We start from the raw sequence: 19,327 nt of genomic DNA, 5'->3' as shown, positions 1-19,327 counted from the left end.
AATGGCACTAAAAGTAGGCGATAAGCTACCCAATTTTAAAGCAAAAGACACTAACGGAAATCTCTTTGATAGTCAGGATTATACAGGGAAACAAGCGCTTGTGATTTATTTTTATCCAAAAGATGAAACTAAAGTTTGTACTGCTCAAGCCTGCAGTTTTAGAGATAATTATGAAGAATTTAAAGATCTAGGCGCAGAAATTATCGGAATTAGTGCTGATTCTGTTCAATCCCATATAAAATTTAAAAGTAAATTTAATCTTCCGTTTATTTTACTTTCTGATAATGACAAGAAACTTCGAAAATTATTTGGTGTAGAAAATGATTTTTTAATAATTCCTGGACGTCAAACTTTTGTAGTTGACAAAAATGGTTTTATTATTATGGTCTTTAATAGCATGTCAGGTACTATTCATATCGAAAAAGCTTTAAAAGTATTAAAAAAGTAAAATAATTATTCAACGATACTTTTAAACTGTTCAACGTAGTTGTCTGGTATTTGACAGATTTTGACAAAATAATATAGTCAAATTTTCGCATATTTGTAATCTAAATTTATCAAATGAAACTTTATCCATTGCAATTTCAACCGATTCTAAAAGATAGAATTTGGGGCGGAACAAAACTGAAAACGTATTTAAACAAACCTATTACTTCGGAAATTACAGGAGAAAGTTGGGAAATCTCTACAGTTGAAAATGATGTAAGTGTTATTGCAAATGGTTCTTATGAAGGAAAATCGTTGAACGAGTTGATAAATGAGTTTCCAGAACAAGTTTTAGGAATAGAAGTTTTCAAAAGATTTGGAGAACAATTCCCTTTATTATTCAAATATCTTGATGCACGCGAAGATTTGTCAATTCAAGTTCATCCCAATGATGAATTGGCTGCCAAACGTCATAATTCCTTTGGAAAAACGGAAATGTGGTATGTTATGCAAGCCGACGATGACGCACGATTAATAGTTGGTTTTAAAGAAAAATCATCTCCCGAAGAATATATTCAGCATTTAGAGAATAAGACATTATTGAATATTCTGGATACCAAAAAAGTAAAAAAAGGCGATGTGTTTTTTTTAGAAACTGGAACTGTTCATGCCATTGGTGCTGGAACTGTAATTGCCGAAATCCAACAAACTTCTGATATAACCTATAGATTATATGATTTTGATAGAGTAGATGCTAACGGAAATACTCGTGAACTTCATGTTGATTTAGCTCTTGATGCAATTAATTATGAAGCAGTTGACGCACAAAAAAGATATTCAAAATTAGAAAATAAATCAAATGAAGTTGTTGATTGTCAATATTTCACAACTAATTTTATTCCTTTAAATGGAAAAATAGATTGCAATAAAAATCAAAATTCATTTACCGTTTATATGTGCGTTGATGGCGATTTTGAATTGATTTTAAATAAAGAAAAGTACAATTACAAGAAAGGCGATACTGTTTTAATTCCTGCTTTTTTAACTGATTTTCAGTTAAATGGAAATGCATCGGTACTAGAAATTTACATTTCTTAACTTATATTCAAAAGATTATGCGTAATTTTGCACCAAATTTTAAAAATAAAAGAAAATGCCAAGCGTTAAAAATTTAAAAAAAGACATTAACTTTGTTATCGGTGATATTATTGAAATCGTTTATTTTCATGAGTTAAGTAAAGCAGGAAAATCTACTGATGCATCACAAGCAATTATTGATGAAGCAATTGCATCATTTGATGCTTTAATTACTAAAGTAAACGCTAAAAATGTGGAAAATAAAAAAGCACATTTTAAACAAATCAATACTGAATTAGAACAAACTGCTAATCAGTTAATTGGAAAAATCAACGCACTTTAGTAGAAAAAAACAATAAAAAAGTGCAAAAAAATTTTGGAGAATTAAAATTCAAATCTATATTTGCACTCGAATTGAGATGCCGGTGTAGCTCAGCTGGCTAGAGCAGCTGATTTGTAATCAGCAGGTCGTGGGTTCGAGTCCCTCTATCGGCTCAATCAAAAAGGAAAGCGAAAGCTTTCCTTTTTTTATGCAATAAAGTTAAAAAATATATGGAAAAGAAAATGGTTGGAAACAATGTATTAAAAGGCGTGTTCTTGGTTGGACTTGGCGCTGCGAGTTATGGAATGTTGGCTACGTTTGTGAAATTGGCTTATAAAGATACCAGTTCGCAAGGTTTAAATTATACGCCAGCAGAAGTTATCGTCGCTCAATTTGTGATTGGAATTCTAATCGTTTTAGGGATTAATGCTTTTCAAAAGCAAAGAAAAGGAAACAATGTTGTTAAAGCATCTTCATCTGATATAAAAAAGCTAATGCTGGTTGGAACTTCTACGGGATTAACCAGTATATTTTATTATTTGGCAGTAAAAATCATTCCGGTATCAATTGGAATTGTTTTATTGATGCAAACCGTTTGGATGGGTGTTGTTTTGGAAATGTTTCTAGAAAAAAAATTACCTTCAAAAATCAAGGTTTTTGCCGTATTGATTGTGCTTTTTGGAACCGCATTGGCAACTAATTTGTTTAGTGAAAGTATGGATTTAGATTGGCGAGGTGTTGTTCTCGGACTTTTAGCTGCAGCTTCATTTACAACAACAATGTTTGCGGCTAATAAAGTAGCGTTAACTATTTCGTCGGCACAACGAAGTTTGTATATGCTTTTAGGAGGAATAATTGTCGTTTTTATTTTTGCATTTCTTACTCAAAAAACACCATTCAACTATGATATTTTCTATAAATGGGGAATTATAATTGCGCTGTTTGGAACCGTAATTCCACCACTTTTGCTTAATGCAGGATTTCCGTTGACAGGAATAGGTTTGGGAAGTATTGTATCTGCATTAGAATTACCAGTTTCAGTTATGATGGCTTTTATGATTTTGAATGAAGATGTTATTTTAACACAATGGATTGGAATTATATTAATTATTCTGGCAATTGTGTTGATGAATATAAAGTTTGGTAATCGAAACTAATAAATTCAAATATTTTATTAATAGATGAAGAGAAAGAGTGAAATTTTTCATTTTTTTCTCTTTATTTTTGTTTTATGAATACACTTTTTCCACCTGAAAACATTCATTTTGAGCTTCCCGATGCCGAAATAATCTATTATCCTGATCTTTTTGGAAAAGAAAAAGCCGATACGTTTTTTGAAAAATTAAAAACCGAAATTCCTTGGCAACAAGATGATATTACTGTTTTTGGAAAAACCTATCCGCAACCCAGATTAACAGCGCTTTTTGGCAATGAAGGAAAACCATACAGTTATTCTAATATTGTAATGCAACCTCATGCTTGGAATTCGTTATTACTTTTTATCAAAAATGAAATTGAAGAAGTTTGTAACGAAAATTTTACCACTGTTTTGTTGAACTATTATCGCGATGGAAAAGATAGCAACGGTTGGCATGCTGATGATGAGAAAGAACTTGGCAGAAATCCGGTAATTGCTTCGGTAAGTTTTGGAGTAGAACGAAGTTTTCATTTACAGCACAATTCCATCAAGGAGCAAAAGCTAAAAATCAATCTCGAACACGGAAGTTTGTTGATTATGAAAGGACCAACACAGCATTTTTGGAAACATCAAATCCCGAAAACAGCAAAACCTATTGGTTCCAGAATAAATTTAACCTTCCGAATTATCAAATAGTTACTTTTAGTATATTTGTTATTATGCAAGAAATAATCAACTACTTTTCGACAATTCCGTCATCGCACAGAGCTTTGATTTTAGCTGGTGGAATTGCTTTTTTTTGGCTCATTGAAAGCGCAATTCCATTTGTGAAATTTCAATATAACAAATGGCAACATGCCGGAATTAATATCTTTTTTACGTTAACAACGATTATTGTCAACTTCTGCTTGGCTTTTATTTTGCTAAAAACAGCACAATGGACAGTTGATAATCAATTTGGAATTTTGAATTGGTTGCCCAAAATGAATGCATGGCTTTTTGCTATAGTTGGATTATTGCTTTTAGATTTAATTGGAGCTTATTTGGCGCATTTAGTTGAACATAAAGTTAAATTCCTATGGCGTTTTCATTTGATACATCATACTGATACTTGGATTGATACCACTTCAGGTAATCGACATCATCCTGGAGAAAGCGTAATCCGTTTTGTTTTTACCACTTTTGGTGTTTTAGCGGTTGGAAGTCCAATGTGGATGGTTTTTTTGTACCAAACATTATCGGTAGTTGCTACACAATTTACGCATGCTAATATCGTTTTGCCAAAAAATATCGATAAATTAATGAGTTATTTTCTCGTTTCGCCCGATATGCATAAAGTACATCATCATTATGTTTTGCCCTATACAGACAGCAATTATGGTAATATTTTTTCCGTTTGGGATAGATTATTTGGAACATTCAAAACATTAGATAGAGAAAAATTAATTTTTGGCGTTGATACTCATATGAAACCCGAAGAACATAATAATTTAAAGAACTTATTATCAATTCCTTTTCAAAAACAACGTTCGCCAGAGAATTAATTTTTCAAAAAAAATGAACTACTCTTACAAACTAATTATTTTTTTTACTAATATTGAATTACTAATACTAAGTTGATACCTATTTTTTAATAATGCTTTTACAGAAATGAAAAAAAGTAAGCGAGTAGAACTTGACAGCGAACAAATTGAAAGAGTTGTCAGTATGGCTCAAGAGGAAAGAAAACCTTTTGAAGTAATTAAGGAAGAATTTGGACTTACAGAAAATGAAGTAACCGAATTGATGAGAAAACGTTTATCCAAAGACAATTTTGAGCTATGGAAGAAAAAAGCTGTTGGTAGCAAACCCAAACCAAAGCCAATCATTGACGACTTTGACGATGATTTAGAAGGAAAATACTATATCAAAAATAAATTTGACTAAAAATACAACTCTTGTTCAGCAAGAGTTTTTTTCTTTAAAAAAGGTTCAATTTGTTAATCATTTGCCAAAAATCAATTGTTTTGTAACGAATGGTTATTTTTGTTGACCAATTTGTTAAAATATATATCAAATGAAAAAAACAGTTTTATCTATTCTTTTTATAACAGCTTTTTCTACTGGCGTATTTGCTCAGAAAAAAGCAATAAATGAAGAAGTAAAAGCAACTATTGATTTAATCAATGTAAAAGAAGACAAAGTTTTGGTTACCGTTCTTGCACCAGAATTTGGTAAAAGCGAAGTCATTTATCAAATCCCAAAAACTGTTCCTGGAACCTATTCTACCGATGATTATGGAAAATATATCGAAGGTTTTAAAGCGTTTGATAAAAAAGGAAAAGAATTAACGGTTGCAAAATCAGATGATAATACTTGGAAAATTTCTAATGCAAAATCATTAGCAAAAATCACTTATTTAGTTAATGATACTTATGATATTGAAACTGGAAGAGGTTTTGGTAAAGAAGAAGTGTTTTCGCCTGCTGGAACTAATATTTTAGCTGGAACTAATTTTATGTTGAATAATCACGGATTTGTGGGTTATTTTAATGGAAAAACCGACGTAAAATATACCTTAAACGTTGCGCATCCTGAAAATTTGGTAGGAACAACTTCATTGCTTGATACTGATAAAAGTGCTACAAATGATGTGTTTACCGTTTCAAGATATTTTGAATTGACCGATAATCCAATAATGTATTCAAAACCTGATTTTGAAACATTTACCGTTGATGGAATGGAGATTTTGTTTAGCGTTTATTCTCCAAATGGCGTTCATTCGGCTAAAAGTCTTTTGCCTGATTTAGAAAAAATGATGCGTGCGCAAAAAGCCTTTTTAGGAAAAGTAAACAGTAACAAGCAATATACCGTTTTATTGTATTTGTCAGATATGGAAAAAAATGATGCCAAAGGTTTTGGAGCTTTGGAACATCATACTTCTACAACGGTTGTTTTTCCAGAAGCAATGCCGGCAAACATGCTTGGACAACAATTAATTGATGTGGTTTCTCATGAGTTTTTCCATATTTTAACGCCTTTGTGTGTTCATTCTAAAGAGATTCATTATTTTGATTATAACAATCCAAAAATGTCAAAACACCTTTGGATGTATGAAGGTGTAACGGAATATTTTGCGAATTTGTTCCAAATCAATCAAGGTTTAATCGACGAAGATGAGTTTTATCAGCGAATGGTTGGAAAAATTGGAAATGCTGCTAAAATGAATGATACCATGTCGTTTACCGTGATGAGTGCCAATGTTTTGGAAAAACCATACAAAGATCAATACTTAAATGTATATGAAAAAGGCGCGCTAATCGGAATGTGTATCGACATTATTATCCGTGAAAAAAGCAATGGCGAAAGAGGAATTTTGGATATGATGCAAAAACTTTCGGCAGAATATGGTGCAGAAAAACCATTCAATGACGAAGAACTTTTTGACAAAATTATATCGATTACTTATCCAGAAGTTGGAGCATTTATCAAAACGCATATCGAAGGCACAACACCAATAAATTATGATGAGTTTTTTGCAAAAGTTGGCGTTGGTAAAGGAAAAATTCAAGTACCAATGAATCCATTTTTGAAAAATGAAACTACGCCATTGGTTACCATAAATTCTGCAACTAAAGAAATAATTGTTCGTTCTGATTTGGAAATAAACGAATTAATGAAGTCTTTGGGAATGAAAGGTGGCGACATAATTCTAGCGGTAAACGATGTAAATTATAACCTTGATAACATCTATGAAATGATCATGTCAAGCCAAGATTGGAAAGAAGGCGATGCTGTTTCTATGAAAATAAAAAGAGATGGAAAAGAGCAAACCGTTGCTGGAAAAGTAAAAGTAACAATGGCAGAAGTTGAAGGTTATCAGCAAATTGATGCTTCAAAAACCAAACTAAAAGAAGCTTGGTTAAAAGGATAACTTAGTAAAAAAGAAATAATCAAATCCTCATTTGGCTAGCCATTTGAGGATTTTTTTGTAACATTGCGCCAAAAATTTTATTATGCGTAAATCGATAGTTTTAGTGTTAAGCACATTGTTTTTGTTTTCTTGTGCCGAAAAAAAATCGGATAAAAACTTTGTTTTAACTGGAAATATAAAAGGACTGAAAGAAGGTAAACTTTATATTCAGCGAATGAAAGATACTACTTTGGTTGCTATTGACAGCATCATTATCAGTGGCGATTCTAATTTTAAAAGCGAATTTGACATTCAATCACCTGAAATGTTGTATTTGTTTTTAGATCGTGGTGTATCGAATTCATTGGATAATAATATTCCATTTTTTGCCGAACAAGGAAAAATGAATATCGAAACCTCATTGGATTTTTTTACTGCCGATGCTAAAATTACAGGTTCAAAAAATCACGAATTATACGAAGAATATAAAAAAGTGATGTCAAAATTCATTGACAAAGACCTTGAATTAATTCAGAAAAAAGTAATGGCTTATAAAGAAAATAAGACCGACGAAATCGCAAAAATAGAAGAAGAACAAGCCAGAATTCTGAAAAGAAAATACCTTTATTCAACTAATTTTGCTGTAAACAACGGCGATCATGAAGTTTCTCCTTATGTAGCTTTGGCCGAAATTTATGACATCAACTTGAAATATTTAGATACTATTCACAAAACGATGACGCCAAAAGTTGCCAAATCGCTTTATGGAAAAAAACTAACCGAATATTACAACGAAAGAAAGAAATCGGAGAAATAAAAAGTGCGAAAGCACTTTTTTTTATCTTAGCATAGCAAAATGTCCTCTGTGAATTCTTCCGTCTTTTCTTGTAATTTGGAACCAATAGTCATCAGAAGGAAGCTGTTTTCCGTTATAAGTTCCGTCCCAACTTTCAAGGTTGTTTAAAACTTTGATTAATTTACCGTAGCGGTCAAAAATTTGAGTTACAAAATTTTCTTCAAATTGAGAGAATTTGACTTTCCATGTGTCGTTATGTCCGTCACCATTTGGAGTAAAGAATTTAGGATAGTTTAAAAGATACACTTGTTTTGTTGCTATTCCGCATTCTTTAGTGTCTTTAACCGTTATTGTATAGACTCCGTTTGACAAACCACTAAAAACAGGACTTTCCTGGAAGTTAATTCCATCAATAGAATATTCATAATCGCCTAAGCCAGTAACATTAACAGTAATACTGTTTTCAAAATCTGTCCAATCAATAGTATTTATTGAAGTAATTGTTGGTTTGTTAGACAATACTACTGTAAAGTTTTTAGTTGATGAACAAACAGTTGAGTTATGATTTTTTGTTACCGTAACCCAATAGCTTCCAGCTTGATTTATTACTATTGATTGACTTGTAGCATTGTTTGACCAAGTATAACTATTAAATCCTGAACCAGCATTGACAGAAACAATGCCTGTTTCACAAAGTGTAATTTCATCTAGAATTGGAATTTCTGGTACATTTACTAATGTAAGTTGTAATTGAACAATTTGATGACAACCGTTAGACGAATCAATTCTTACGAATATTGTGTTTACTCCTGATTGAATAGAGTGATTATTATTTAATTGTTCACTCGATGTTTGATTTTCAGCACCATTTAATGATTTATAATATGTAAAGGTATTTCCTTGAACTGAAGTTATTAAAAAGCTATTGAATGAGGTTAGGTTTGTGGTTTCGGTTCCGTCATTTCCGTTATCACAAACGATAGACGAATAATCATTAGCATTTAAAGTAGAAATCAGACTGATAGTTATAGGTAATCGAGTTGTGCTTTCGCATCCGTTTAGCGTTTGTGTAGCATAATAAGTTGTATTGTCAGTAAGCAAAGTTGTTTGTGGAAGTTCAGTCGTACTTATATTATCTGAATACCATTTGATAGTATTTCCGTTGATTATGATATTATTTAATGTTGGGTTTTGAACTGTACAAAAAGATTGATTACTACCAGTTGGAGCTGATGTGTCATGTATTTGAATTGTAATAGGAATTCTTGAACTTTCACAACTGTTTAGTGTTTGTGAAGCGTAATAAGTCATTCCATCAACCAAAATAGTTGAACCAGAAAGTAAATTTCCTCCAGTTTCAGAATCATACCATTTGATATTTTGACCAGTTATGGTTATATCATTAATCGTTGCATTTTGTTGAATGCAGAAGGATTGGCTAGGATTACCACTTGGTAAAGTAACCTGATTTATAATGATTGTTTGATTTTGTGTTTCAATGTTTCCGTTTCCATCATTATAATTCCAAACAATAGTGTGACTTCCAGAAGGAAGAATGTTCACTTGAGTTGTAGTTGTACCAACAATATTCCCTGAACAATTGTCAGTTGCCGTCGGAGCAGAAATTATTATATTACAATCACCAGTTATTGTTGGTAGTGTAGCGATGTCAGGAGTTGGTTTAGTTGTATCGCCAATTAAAACGTCAATAGTTATCGTATCGTCACAGCCTCCACTTCCAGATATACTACAAGCATATTGACCAGAATTTAATGAAGTAGTATTTAGTATTATAGGATTTTGTAGATTAGATGTAAATCCATTTGGACCTGTCCATGAATAGCCAGTTCCTCCAGATGCTGTTAAATTCAAATCTTCTCCAAGACAAATTGGGGAATTTGAGTTTACTGTAGCTAATGATTGACAGTCACGGAATTTGACAAGATAAGTGTCTGGATTTGAGCCAAGAGTAGTTTGACTAGCATTTATGGTTGCAATACCGCTTGTACTTCCGTTTGTGTTTCCATAAAGATAGATATCATTGTTATGATCAATTGCTACAAATCCTAATTGTTCTGCATGACTTCCTCCATAATATGTTCCCCAAGTCCTTTGCCCATTTTGATTTAATTTAATTAGATATGATTTTTGATATAGAGTTTTAGTTGGCATAAAGCTGTCAGGGGTTGTTATTCCTGTATTAATGCCTGTGTAACCTGAGAAAAACATATTGTTACTTGAATCGATATCAACTCCTATAATCTGATCTAAAAAGTAACTACCCCAAATATACTGTTGCGTTTGATAGTTAAATTTACAAACGAAACTATTTTCATTCCCACTCATGGTCGAGCCAGAAGGAAGTGTTTGAAAGGTTTCTTGAAATGTTCCTGGTGTTCCGATATTACTGTTTGGAAAAGCTCGACCAGTTAAATATATATTATCACCTTTTAATTTACATCTAAGAGTATAAGTTTTGTCAGCAATGAAGGTTCCCCAAATTCTATTTCCGTCTAAATCGAATTTTACAATCATTCCACCAGTTCCATTAAAAGCTGTTTGATAAGCTCCAGGTGTAGTTATGTTATTTTGGCTGTTATGTGTTCCTGAAGCATATAAATAGCCATCATCGGAGATGTCACAATTATAAAAACCATCGGCTAACTCACCGCCATAAAATGTCCCCCAAATTCTATTCCCTAATGAATCAAATTTAGCTAAAAAACCAGTTTCATAATCTCCTGGAGAAGATTTTGTTGTCTGAAAGGCTCCGGGAGTTGAAAATGCATTTGTGCTATTGGTTCCACCAACTATATATATGTTTCCATTGTTATCAACTGTTAAGCCATGAATTGTTTCATTTTGATTTCCACCATAGTATGTTCCCCATTCTTTTGCGCCAGATGAGTTAAGTTTTATTAAAAAGCCTGATGTGTAAATGTCTTTTATAGATTGATGACAACCTGCTGAAGGAATATTTGGGTTAGCTTGAAGTAAGCTTCCAAAAACATACATATTGTCATTTTGGTCAATTTTCATATCACTAGTTGAAAAAGGATAATAGGAAGACCAAATTCTATCACCATTGGTGTTAAATTTTGCAATAAAATCATTTCCACTATTATAACCACTAGTATTAGAACCAGCAGTTGCTATATTATTTAGGCTTCCTGTTCCTCCAGAAATTAAAACGTTATTATTACTGTCAATAAGTATTGAACCTGACATTTCTCCTCCAGAACCACCATAGTAAGTTCCCCAAAGTCTTATTGGTACTGGGTCAATAATTACCTTTTGATTTGAGATGTTTTCATCTGTTTCAAATCCGTAGATGTTTTTACCAATTTTTTTGTAATTGACGAAAACTTCTTTTTTTTCATTTTTGTTCTCAATCCAACTCATTGGTAAAGTTTCTTCCATTTCACCAAATCGAATTTTCATTTTGATTTTGTTTTCCACAATTTCTGTCTTCGTACCGCTGAATTTCATTTGAATATCAGTGATTTTTCCATTAGGTTTTATAACGAAATTATACTCAACAGGTTTGGTCGTGTCTTCTGGGATAAAGAAAACTACATCAATGTTGGGATAGATATTTTGGTAAGTAACCTTTTGAAATCTATGTACATTTAATACACCTTCCGGTTTGGATGCCACATTATAATAGTTGTCATAATCTGTTGATTTTTCTTCGGCTTTTAAAGTTGAATTAGGATTAGAGTTTACAAAATCAATATCAATTCGATGATAAATATTTTTAAAAGTAATTTTTTCTTCCTCTTTATAGTCAGGAATGGCTTTAATTATTCTTTGATTTGATTTTTTAGTAACTTGTTTTTTTGTTTCATAAAAATCGTATGAAAATCCTTTTTGTCTTAACTGTACATTTAATCCGTTTGTGTTTAAAAGATATTTTACTGCTTGGTTAGATTTTCCGTTTTGGTCAACGATTTGGCCTTTGTTTTCAATAAAACCATTTGATTTATTTAAGTTTTGAGAAAAACATAAATTATAGATTAGCAGAGAGAAAATAATTGATAAATATTTCATGAAGCGAAAAATGTTACTTTGAAAGTAAAAATAGTATTTAAAAATAAAATGAGGTAAATTTATTATTAAAATTTGTAGCAGTATTTATAATGTTTATCAAAACAACAAAAATATAAAGTATTTTTGCTGAAATTTACAATTCTTGAAAAACATCCTTCTCATATCGCCACCATTTACACAGCTTAATACACCATATCCAGCAACGGCTTATTTGAAAGGGTTTTTGAATACCAAAAATATTTCCTCCTTTCAAATGGATTTGGGAATAGAAGTGATTTTGGAACTTTTTTCAAAGAATGGATTAGAAAATTTGTTTCAAGTTGCAAGTTTTAAGTTTGAAGAGTTTGGTGAAAATTCGCAACGAATTTTTTCGCTAAGACACGATTATATGAAAACTATCGATTGTGTAATTGCTTTTCTTCAAGGAAAAAATCCAACTTTGGCGCGACAAATTTGCAGTGGAAATTTTCTTCCCGAAGCTTCTCGATTTGATACTTACAATAATGATCCCGATGCTTCGGGATGGGCTTTTGGCACCATGGGAATGCAAGATAAAGCCAAGCATTTGGCAACATTGTATCTGGAGGATTTGTCTGATTTTATAGTGGAATGTGTCGATGAAAACTTTGGTTTCAGTCGTTATGCGGAACGTTTGGGTAGAAGTGCTAATTCATTTGATGAAATGTATGCTCATTTACAAAACGATTTGACCTATATTGATAAAATCACACTACAAATTTTAGAAGAAAAACTCAAATTGGTTAACCCAAAATTGGTTTGTATTTCGGTTCCGTTTCCGGGCAATTTATACAGTGCTTTTCGTTGTGCACAATTCATAAAAAAACATTTTCCAAAGATTAAAGTTTCAATGGGCGGAGGTTTTCCTAATACCGAACTCCGTGAGTTAAAAGATAAACGCGTTTTTGAATTCTTTGATTTTATCACTTTAGATGATGGAGAACTTCCAGTTGAGTTATTATATTACAATGTTCAAATTCCAAATTCTAATGAGTTTAAAAGAACTTTTAAATTAGAAAATAACAAAGTAATTTATATTAATAATTCTTCTCGCCACGATTATAAACAAGCTGAAGTTGGAACACCAGATTATTCCGATTTGCTGTTAGACAAATACATTTCGGTTATAGAAATTGCCAATCCAATGCATAGTCTTTGGAGCGATGGACGATGGAACAAACTCACGATGGCACATGGTTGCTATTGGGGAAAATGTACTTTTTGCGATATTTCACTCGATTATATAAAGGTTTATGAACCTATTGCTGCCAAAATTTTGGTTGATCGAGTGGAAGAATTGATTTCTCAAACAGGCGAAAATGGTTTTCATTTTGTAGATGAAGCTGCGCCACCAGCTTTGATGCGAGAAGTAGCTTTGGAAATTTTGAAACGAAATCTTACGGTTACTTGGTGGACGAATATTCGGTTTGAAAAAAGTTTCACCGCCGATTTATGTGTTTTGCTAAAAGCTTCGGGTTGTATTGCAGTTTCTGGCGGATTAGAAGTGGCTTCAGATAGATTATTGGAATTGATAAAAAAAGGCGTAACAGTCGAACAAGTAGCACAAGTAACCCGAAATTTCACCGAAAGTGGCATTATGGTTCATGCTTATTTGATGTATGGTTATCCAACGCAAACGGTTCAAGAAACGGTTGATAGTTTGGAAATGGTTCGTCAAATGTTTGAAATTGGAATTCTTCAAAGCGGATTTTGGCATCAATTTGCAATGACGGCACATTCGCCGGTTGGCATGTTTCCAGAAGAATTTGGTGTTGTTCCAGAAATGAATGAGATTACTTTTGCCAATAACGATATTCAGTTTAAAGACAAAACAGGTATTAATCATGATAAATTCAGTTTTGGACTAAAGAAATCACTGTTTAATTACATGCACGGCATTTGTTTTGATTACGATTTACAAGATTGGTTTGATTTTAAAATTCCAAAAACTAAGATTAGCCCAGATTTTATTGAGAACAGTTTGTTAGAAGATACTTCATTTATTGTAATATCTTCGGCTAAAATTATTTGGATAGGAGGAAAGCCTCAAGTTGAAGCGTTTTCAAAATCTAAAAAAGGGATTTCTTGGAAAATGATGAAGCTAACTTTTCACGACAAAAGACAAACGTTTGACATTTCACTTGAAAAAGACAAAGCATTATGGCTTATTGAAATGTTAAAAAATTGTGGAGTTCAAAATGATAGAAAAATGACTTTTGGTCAAGTGAAAGAAAGTTTCGAACAACAATTTGAAGATTTTGAGTTGTTTTGGTTTTCAAAACCTATCGAAGTTTTAAAGAAAAACGGATTATTATCGCTTTAATTTTCTTCCAGAATTAACTCGTCTTTTTCTTCTTTTTTATCTTTCTTGCTTTTTTTCTTTTTGTCTTTGGAGTTTTTTTCTTTCAATTTTTCCAAAAGGACTTTTTGATTTTCATTCAGAATGGTTTTCATCTGAGTATTCATTTTTTCATTTGAAACCGTGAGTTTTTCGATTTTATCAGCTTCAGAAATATCTAAGCCCAGAATAAATTCTCTTTCTTTCATGTTTTCTTCGATGAAAGTTTTGGTTGCTGCTTCTTGAAAGGTGTCTAAATTTAGCTCTTTTTTCAAATAATTTAAGGCAGCTTCTTTTGGATCAACTTTTTTTTGCGAATTGCTATTGTTCATTTGAGGCGTTCGACCAATTCGTCTGTCTAATTGAGCAAATGATATTGTTGTAATTAATACAAAAAGAATACAGCATAAATTTTTCATAATCAATTAATTTTTAGGTTCGCCATAAAGGTCAAATTCGGTTGCATCGATAATTTTTACATTAACGAATTCGCCTGTTTTTACATAAAATTTTGATGCATCAATAAGTACTTCGTTGTCAACATCTGGACTATCAAATTCGGTTCTTCCAATGAAATATTGACCTTCTTTTCTATCAATAATACATTTGAAAATTTGTCCAATTTTTTCTTGGTTTAAATCCCATGAAATTTGCGATTGTAAATCCATGATTTCGGCAGCACGAGCTTGTTTTACTTCTTCGGGAACATCATCTTCTAAAGAAAAAGCATGTGTATTTTCTTCGTGAGAATATGCAAAACATCCTAATCTTTCAAATTTCATTTCCTGAACCCAATCTCTCATGATTTCAAAATCTTCTTGTGTTTCGCCAGGATAACCAACGATTAAAGTTGTTCTGATTGTCATTCCTGGAACAGCTTCGCGGAATTCTTTTAAAAGTTTTGTGGTTTTTTCTTTGGTAGTTCCACGACGCATTGATTTCAAGATGTTATCTGAAATATGTTGCAACGGAATATCAATATAATTACAAATTTTTGGTTCGCGCTTCATCAAATCCAATACATCCATTGGAAAACCTGTTGGAAAAGCATAATGAAGACGTATCCATTCAATGCCTTCTACTTTTACTAAATTTTCAAGTAATTCGGCCAGATTACGTTTTTTATATAAATCTAAACCATAATAAGTCAAATCTTGTGCAATTAAGATAAGTTCTTTCACACCATTTTTGGCTAAACCTTCGGCTTCTTTAACCAATTTTTCGATAGGTTGAGAAACGTGTTTGCCACGCATTAACGGAATGGCACAAAAGCTACAAGGTCTGTCGCAACCTTCAGCAATTTTTAGATAAGCATAGTTTTTTGGCGTTGTTGTTAAACGTTCTCCAAGAAGTTCATGCTTATAATCGGCACCAAGTGCTTTTAGTAATAAAGGCAATTCGGTAGTTCCAAAATATTGGTCAACATTAGGAATTTCTTTTTCTAAATCTGGTCGGTATCTTTCAGAAAGACATCCAGTTACAAAAACTTTGTCAACAATTCCTCTTTCTTTTTTATCGGCATATTCAAGTATGGTATTTACCGATTCCGCTTTGGCATTATCGATAAATCCACAGGTGTTTATCACAACGATATTACCTTCTTGTTCATGCACAACGTCTTTTCCGCTGGCTTTCAATTGTCCCATTAATACTTCGCTATCATAAGTGTTTTTGGAACATCCAAGCGTAATTACGTTGATTTTATTTTTCTTTAAAGACTTCGTTCTCATTGACTTAAAAATTGGAGTGCAAAATTACGTTTTTTATTTGAAAGTTGCCCTCGGATTTGTTCAAATAAAAAACCATCTCAGTTTTTGAGATGGTTTTTTTGTATAATAAAATTTACTCTTTGAATATTTTTATGAGGTCGTTTTTATCGTTGCTTGTGGATAAATAATAATATCCACTTGGTAGAAATTCTACATTTATTTGTAAAATATTGTCTTCAACAATTAATTTTTCAATATTTATTTCCTTACCTAAGGAATTGAATAATTTGATATAATCTGTATTTGTATTCATGTTTTTTATAAATAAGAAATCAGATGTTGGATTTGGATACACAATTACGGAATTACTATTAGTATTTGCCATTCTTGCATTGATACCTCTTGTAACTGTAATAGTATTACTTGTACTAACGATAGTTCCATTGTTTTTTAATAATCTTTGAAAAAGTATAGTGGAATTTCTTGAACCAGTTGGATAATTACATCCATTACAATTCTGATATGTTTCCCCTGGAAGATCGACCCAGCTTGTTGTTCTAGGGTTATTTGACATTTGCCATTGGTAAGTTAAATTATTGGTAACACTATTGCCAGTTATTGTTTGTGGTTGACTGGTTGAAGTAGGTAAATTTTGATTACAGCAAATGGAGTTTAAATAGTTTGTTGTACTAACATCAATTACAATTTCATTACTAATATTATAAAGACCATTATAAAAGGCTAATCTTCTGAAATATGTTGTTTGATTAAATGAATTAGTCGCAAAGTATTCTTTATTGTTTGCTCCTAAGATGTTTGTCCATATACCATTTTCCGTTTTTGTTTGCCATTGATAGGAGTTTATTGGTGAATAAACTCTAGGGTCGTTACATTCTATTCTAAGCTTTGGACAGTTGCCCCCGCTTGTCCAAATAGTGGGTTGATTGGAAGTAAAAGGTTGTATAGTTTGACCAATTGGGATTGATTGATTTTGTGAAATAAGATTGTCTCTAATTGGATTGCTAAGCTTTACTAATGCACAATCATAATATGTACTTGTTCCTTGAAAATAAACTGCTATCTTTAAATAAGAGTTAAGTGTTATATCTGATGCTTTTATTTTAAAATTATTGAAAGTAAATGTTCCGTGAGTATCAGTTGGTTCATACCATTCACTTATATAACTGGTATTATTTACAAATATTTTAATATGTGGATAATAACCAAGGACTAAATCCGATCCATGAGTAACGTTAAAATCAAATGATAAATTAATGCTTCTAGTTGCTGTTTCTTCATCGTCAAATACCTGATCTGATTTAGGAATAACAATTTCATTATTTACGAGCGGTAATCCATTACTATATGAAATACTGTTTAAGTTTACGCTTACTGTTGGAGGTACATAAGGTTGGTTAGAAGTTTTTGTTCCGCCGATAATATTGTATGTTAATTTAGATAAAGTTGTAGATGGGATAGATGCTGTTTTGTCATGAGTATATCTAAAAACAATAGAGCATCCAGTATTGTATACTGTGTTTCTTTTAAGATGGATTTTTTTATGGAAAGTATAGCTATAACTTGAGCCGTTTGTTGTCAATGTTAAAAATTTTTTAAACAGATACATTGGTGCGACACCATTATTATAATTTTCAGCTACTTCATTGTCAAATGAGTTTGGCTCATAAAAATAAGCGCTTGCATTTCCTTGAAAATAAACGGAATTTGCTCCTGTGTAAGTAATCTTAACATCAAATTCCACTTCTAAATCACTAACCCCGTTAAAACTGATTGTATTATTGGGAAGTACTAAACCATTGGTCGTAATATTAAGTATTTGAATTGAAACATTTGGGTCATAAGTGTTTTTTTTATTTGCTGAAAGGGTTGTGCTAAAAAAAGAAAAAAATAAAAAAAAGATTAGGTGTAAATTTTTCATATCTGTTTTGAAATTAATTATAAATGAGGATGATTTTTATACGATAAATAGTGTTATTAAATAAAAATCAGAAATTAACAGAATAACTCAAGGTTACATTGTTGTTGTACCTACTAATTCTTGCTGGATCATTCATTCCTGAAGAAATTAAGGCTTGATTCATGTTTCTGTGTTCGTAGGTATAAGCTAAATCAATTCGGTTTTCACCAAAAGTATATCCTAATCCACCAGAATATCCAGTTAAATCACCAAATGCTCGATCAACTTTATATGGACTTTGGTCAAAACGATAACCAGCACGAAGTGAAACTTGTTTGATTTTATATTCACCACCAAGTCTAACTTCGATTGCATCGTTCAAAACATTGCTCATATATGAATTCAATCCAATATATTCATTTTTAGGTTTGATACGTGTGGTTGAATAATCTTTTCTAGAGACATCAAGACTTATCAATCCTTTTTTCTGATAAATGAAAGCTAAACTTCCTGTCCATCTATCAGGAGTTTGAATTTTATATGGTTCGTAAACGATTGTTGGTTGATAAGAAGCAAAAGTAGATTCTACATTGTTGTTCACAACTCTAGTACTAACGCCTTGTGTTGCATCATCAGTTAAACGATACCATGTTGGAGACTCATATGAAAGCCCAACTCTAAGATAATCCGTTGGTTTTACAATTGCTCCAATGTTAAATGAAAAACCATTTCCAAGTGTATTTATGTTGTTGTCAAAACGTAAACTTGAAATAGTTGGTCGGTCATCATATAACGGATTATTGTTGCTTTCATAAATTGAAAATGATCTTCTGATATCTACAAAATGGAAGTTTAAGTTCACACCAAGCATTAAAATGTCTTTGTAAGCAGTAGCAAAATTGGTTGTCAATTTTCCGCTATATCCCGAAGTTACAGAACTATTCTCTTGATAATAATTTCCACCTATTGGAATATTGGTGGAATAGGAAGTGTTCGTAGGACTATCGCTATCAGCTTCAAAAATATACGTATCATAACCTAAATATGCTTGCTGCATATCAAAAGGTAATTGCTCGTAATAATAGTTTGTTAAATAATCCAATTCAATTCCTTGCGCAATATCAACAAAGTAATTTCCTATAGAATTGTATGGATTTGTACCAGCAATGAAAGTGCTGTTATCAAAATTACTGGTATTTTCATAGTTGATTGCCAGTGAAATTTTCTTCCAATCACTAGCTCCGCTTGCATCTTTAAAAATAAAAACAGCACCAATTTGGTTTAAGTCTAATGAACTGTCATTGTCTCTTGTTGTTGTTCCAAAATAGCGAGCAATATTTTTGGAGTTATAGTTGGAAGCTGTAATTGTTCCAAAATTATTATTAAAAAATACCGAACCTGCAGGATTTTGAGTAATGGCAGATAAATCGCCGCCAAGCGCACCAAAAGCTCCGCTCATAGCTCTAAATCTTGCTGTTCCTGTAATGTTATCCACAGACAAACGAAGCGGTTCGTCTATGGTTATTTGTTGCGCATAAAAGTTAGGTATCGATAATCCTAAGAGAATGATTGAAATGTATTTTTTCATAGTAACAATTATTTATTAAAAGAAACCCATGAGACTTTTTTGTTTCATGGGATTA

The 19,327-nt window shown here is 31.9% G+C and carries 15 protein-coding genes and 1 tRNA gene; 11 read left to right on the top strand and 5 right to left on the bottom strand.

Annotation, left to right across the window (positions count from 1 at the left end):
* The first annotated feature begins 1 nt into the window (after position 1).
* The 10 genes from IAI56_RS03580 (at position 2) to IAI56_RS03535 (ending at position 7,672) form a co-directional block, all read left to right on the top strand.
* Entirely contained in the window at positions 2–448 is a 447-nt protein-coding gene (locus IAI56_RS03580; protein WP_187656565.1) for a peroxiredoxin, read from the top strand.
* 113 nt (positions 449–561) lie between these two features.
* Positions 562–1,524 (top strand): type I phosphomannose isomerase catalytic subunit, encoded by a 963-nt coding sequence (locus IAI56_RS03575; protein WP_187656564.1) that lies wholly within the window; start codon positions 562–564, stop codon positions 1,522–1,524.
* A 55-nt stretch (positions 1,525–1,579) separates the two neighbouring features.
* Positions 1,580–1,846, top strand: a complete 267-nt coding sequence (locus IAI56_RS03570; protein ID WP_187656563.1) for a hypothetical protein — start codon at positions 1,580–1,582, stop codon at positions 1,844–1,846.
* 78 nt (positions 1,847–1,924) lie between these two features.
* Positions 1,925–1,998: transfer RNA gene (locus IAI56_RS03565), tRNA-Thr, on the top strand.
* A 69-nt stretch (positions 1,999–2,067) separates the two neighbouring features.
* The gene (locus tag IAI56_RS03560; RefSeq protein ID WP_187656575.1) at positions 2,068–2,982 is read left to right on the top strand and encodes a DMT family transporter; all 915 of its coding nucleotides are present in this window, start codon (positions 2,068–2,070) and stop codon (positions 2,980–2,982) included.
* A gap of 74 nt (positions 2,983–3,056) precedes the next feature.
* A complete protein-coding gene (locus IAI56_RS03555) occupies positions 3,057–3,659 on the top strand; it encodes an alpha-ketoglutarate-dependent dioxygenase AlkB family protein (protein ID WP_187656562.1) in 603 nt (200 codons plus the stop codon).
* A gap of 23 nt (positions 3,660–3,682) precedes the next feature.
* Entirely contained in the window at positions 3,683–4,507 is an 825-nt protein-coding gene (locus IAI56_RS03550; RefSeq protein WP_187656561.1) for a sterol desaturase family protein, read from the top strand.
* 106 nt (positions 4,508–4,613) lie between these two features.
* Positions 4,614–4,889: a TIGR03643 family protein gene (locus IAI56_RS03545; protein ID WP_187656560.1), complete on the top strand. Its 276-nt coding sequence runs from the start codon at positions 4,614–4,616 to the stop codon at positions 4,887–4,889.
* Between the two features lie 130 nt (positions 4,890–5,019).
* Positions 5,020–6,876 carry a M61 family metallopeptidase gene (locus IAI56_RS03540; RefSeq protein WP_187656559.1) on the top strand — a complete coding sequence of 619 codons (1,857 nt, stop codon included), beginning with the start codon at positions 5,020–5,022 and terminating at the stop codon, positions 6,874–6,876.
* Positions 6,877–6,958: 82 nt separating this feature from the next.
* The gene (locus IAI56_RS03535; RefSeq protein ID WP_187656558.1) at positions 6,959–7,672 is read left to right on the top strand and encodes a DUF4369 domain-containing protein; all 714 of its coding nucleotides are present in this window, start codon (positions 6,959–6,961) and stop codon (positions 7,670–7,672) included.
* A gap of 21 nt (positions 7,673–7,693) precedes the next feature.
* On the opposite strand, the gene IAI56_RS03530 is transcribed toward IAI56_RS03535, so the two are convergent.
* Positions 7,694–11,701: a DUF7948 domain-containing protein gene (locus tag IAI56_RS03530; RefSeq protein WP_187656557.1), complete on the bottom strand. Its 4,008-nt coding sequence runs from the start codon at positions 11,699–11,701 to the stop codon at positions 7,694–7,696.
* Positions 11,702–11,843: 142 nt separating this feature from the next.
* Between IAI56_RS03530 and IAI56_RS03525 the strand changes: the two genes are divergently transcribed.
* Positions 11,844–14,042, top strand: a complete 2,199-nt coding sequence (locus tag IAI56_RS03525) for a B12-binding domain-containing radical SAM protein (RefSeq protein ID WP_187656556.1) — start codon at positions 11,844–11,846, stop codon at positions 14,040–14,042.
* Here IAI56_RS03525 and IAI56_RS03520 read toward each other — a convergent pair.
* The 4 genes from IAI56_RS03520 to IAI56_RS03505 all read right to left on the bottom strand — a co-directional run bounded on the left by IAI56_RS03520 (position 14,039) and on the right by IAI56_RS03505 (position 19,272).
* Positions 14,039–14,476 carry a hypothetical protein gene (locus tag IAI56_RS03520; RefSeq protein ID WP_187656555.1) on the bottom strand — a complete coding sequence of 146 codons (438 nt, stop codon included), beginning with the start codon at positions 14,474–14,476 and terminating at the stop codon, positions 14,039–14,041. The two genes, IAI56_RS03525 and IAI56_RS03520, sit on opposite strands and share 4 nt — an antisense overlap.
* Positions 14,477–14,482: 6 nt before the next feature.
* Positions 14,483–15,787 (bottom strand): 30S ribosomal protein S12 methylthiotransferase RimO, encoded by a 1,305-nt coding sequence (gene rimO, locus IAI56_RS03515; RefSeq protein ID WP_187656554.1) that lies wholly within the window; start codon positions 15,785–15,787, stop codon positions 14,483–14,485.
* A gap of 112 nt (positions 15,788–15,899) precedes the next feature.
* Positions 15,900–17,705: a T9SS type A sorting domain-containing protein gene (locus IAI56_RS03510; protein WP_187656553.1), complete on the bottom strand. Its 1,806-nt coding sequence runs from the start codon at positions 17,703–17,705 to the stop codon at positions 15,900–15,902.
* Between the two features lie 67 nt (positions 17,706–17,772).
* Positions 17,773–19,272, bottom strand: a complete 1,500-nt coding sequence (locus tag IAI56_RS03505) for an OmpP1/FadL family transporter (protein ID WP_187656552.1) — start codon at positions 19,270–19,272, stop codon at positions 17,773–17,775.
* Positions 19,273–19,327 lie beyond the last annotated feature (55 nt).

Source organism: Flavobacterium macrobrachii (assembly GCF_014486675.1).
Taxonomy (GTDB): Bacteria; Bacteroidota; Bacteroidia; order Flavobacteriales; family Flavobacteriaceae; genus Flavobacterium; species Flavobacterium macrobrachii.
This window is presented reverse-complemented; position numbering and strand designations above follow the sequence as displayed.

Excerpts from the sequence above, each read along its gene's own strand:
- IAI56_RS03580 (WP_187656565.1), top strand. The coding sequence starts at position 2 with ATGGCACTAAAAGTAGGCGATAAGCTACCCAATTTTAAAGCAAAAGAC.
- IAI56_RS03575 (WP_187656564.1), top strand. The coding sequence starts at position 562 with ATGAAACTTTATCCATTGCAATTTCAACCGATTCTAAAAGATAGAATT.
- IAI56_RS03570 (WP_187656563.1), top strand. The coding sequence starts at position 1,580 with ATGCCAAGCGTTAAAAATTTAAAAAAAGACATTAACTTTGTTATCGGT.
- IAI56_RS03560 (WP_187656575.1), top strand. The coding sequence starts at position 2,068 with ATGGTTGGAAACAATGTATTAAAAGGCGTGTTCTTGGTTGGACTTGGC.
- IAI56_RS03555 (WP_187656562.1), top strand. The coding sequence starts at position 3,057 with ATGAATACACTTTTTCCACCTGAAAACATTCATTTTGAGCTTCCCGAT.
- IAI56_RS03550 (WP_187656561.1), top strand. The coding sequence starts at position 3,683 with ATGCAAGAAATAATCAACTACTTTTCGACAATTCCGTCATCGCACAGA.
- IAI56_RS03545 (WP_187656560.1), top strand. The coding sequence starts at position 4,614 with ATGAAAAAAAGTAAGCGAGTAGAACTTGACAGCGAACAAATTGAAAGA.
- IAI56_RS03540 (WP_187656559.1), top strand. The coding sequence starts at position 5,020 with ATGAAAAAAACAGTTTTATCTATTCTTTTTATAACAGCTTTTTCTACT.
- IAI56_RS03535 (WP_187656558.1), top strand. The coding sequence starts at position 6,959 with ATGCGTAAATCGATAGTTTTAGTGTTAAGCACATTGTTTTTGTTTTCT.
- IAI56_RS03530 (WP_187656557.1), bottom strand. The coding sequence starts at position 11,701 with ATGAAATATTTATCAATTATTTTCTCTCTGCTAATCTATAATTTATGT.
- IAI56_RS03520 (WP_187656555.1), bottom strand. The coding sequence starts at position 14,476 with ATGAAAAATTTATGCTGTATTCTTTTTGTATTAATTACAACAATATCA.
- rimO (WP_187656554.1), bottom strand. The coding sequence starts at position 15,787 with ATGAGAACGAAGTCTTTAAAGAAAAATAAAATCAACGTAATTACGCTT.
- IAI56_RS03510 (WP_187656553.1), bottom strand. The coding sequence starts at position 17,705 with ATGAAAAATTTACACCTAATCTTTTTTTTATTTTTTTCTTTTTTTAGC.
- IAI56_RS03505 (WP_187656552.1), bottom strand. The coding sequence starts at position 19,272 with ATGAAAAAATACATTTCAATCATTCTCTTAGGATTATCGATACCTAAC.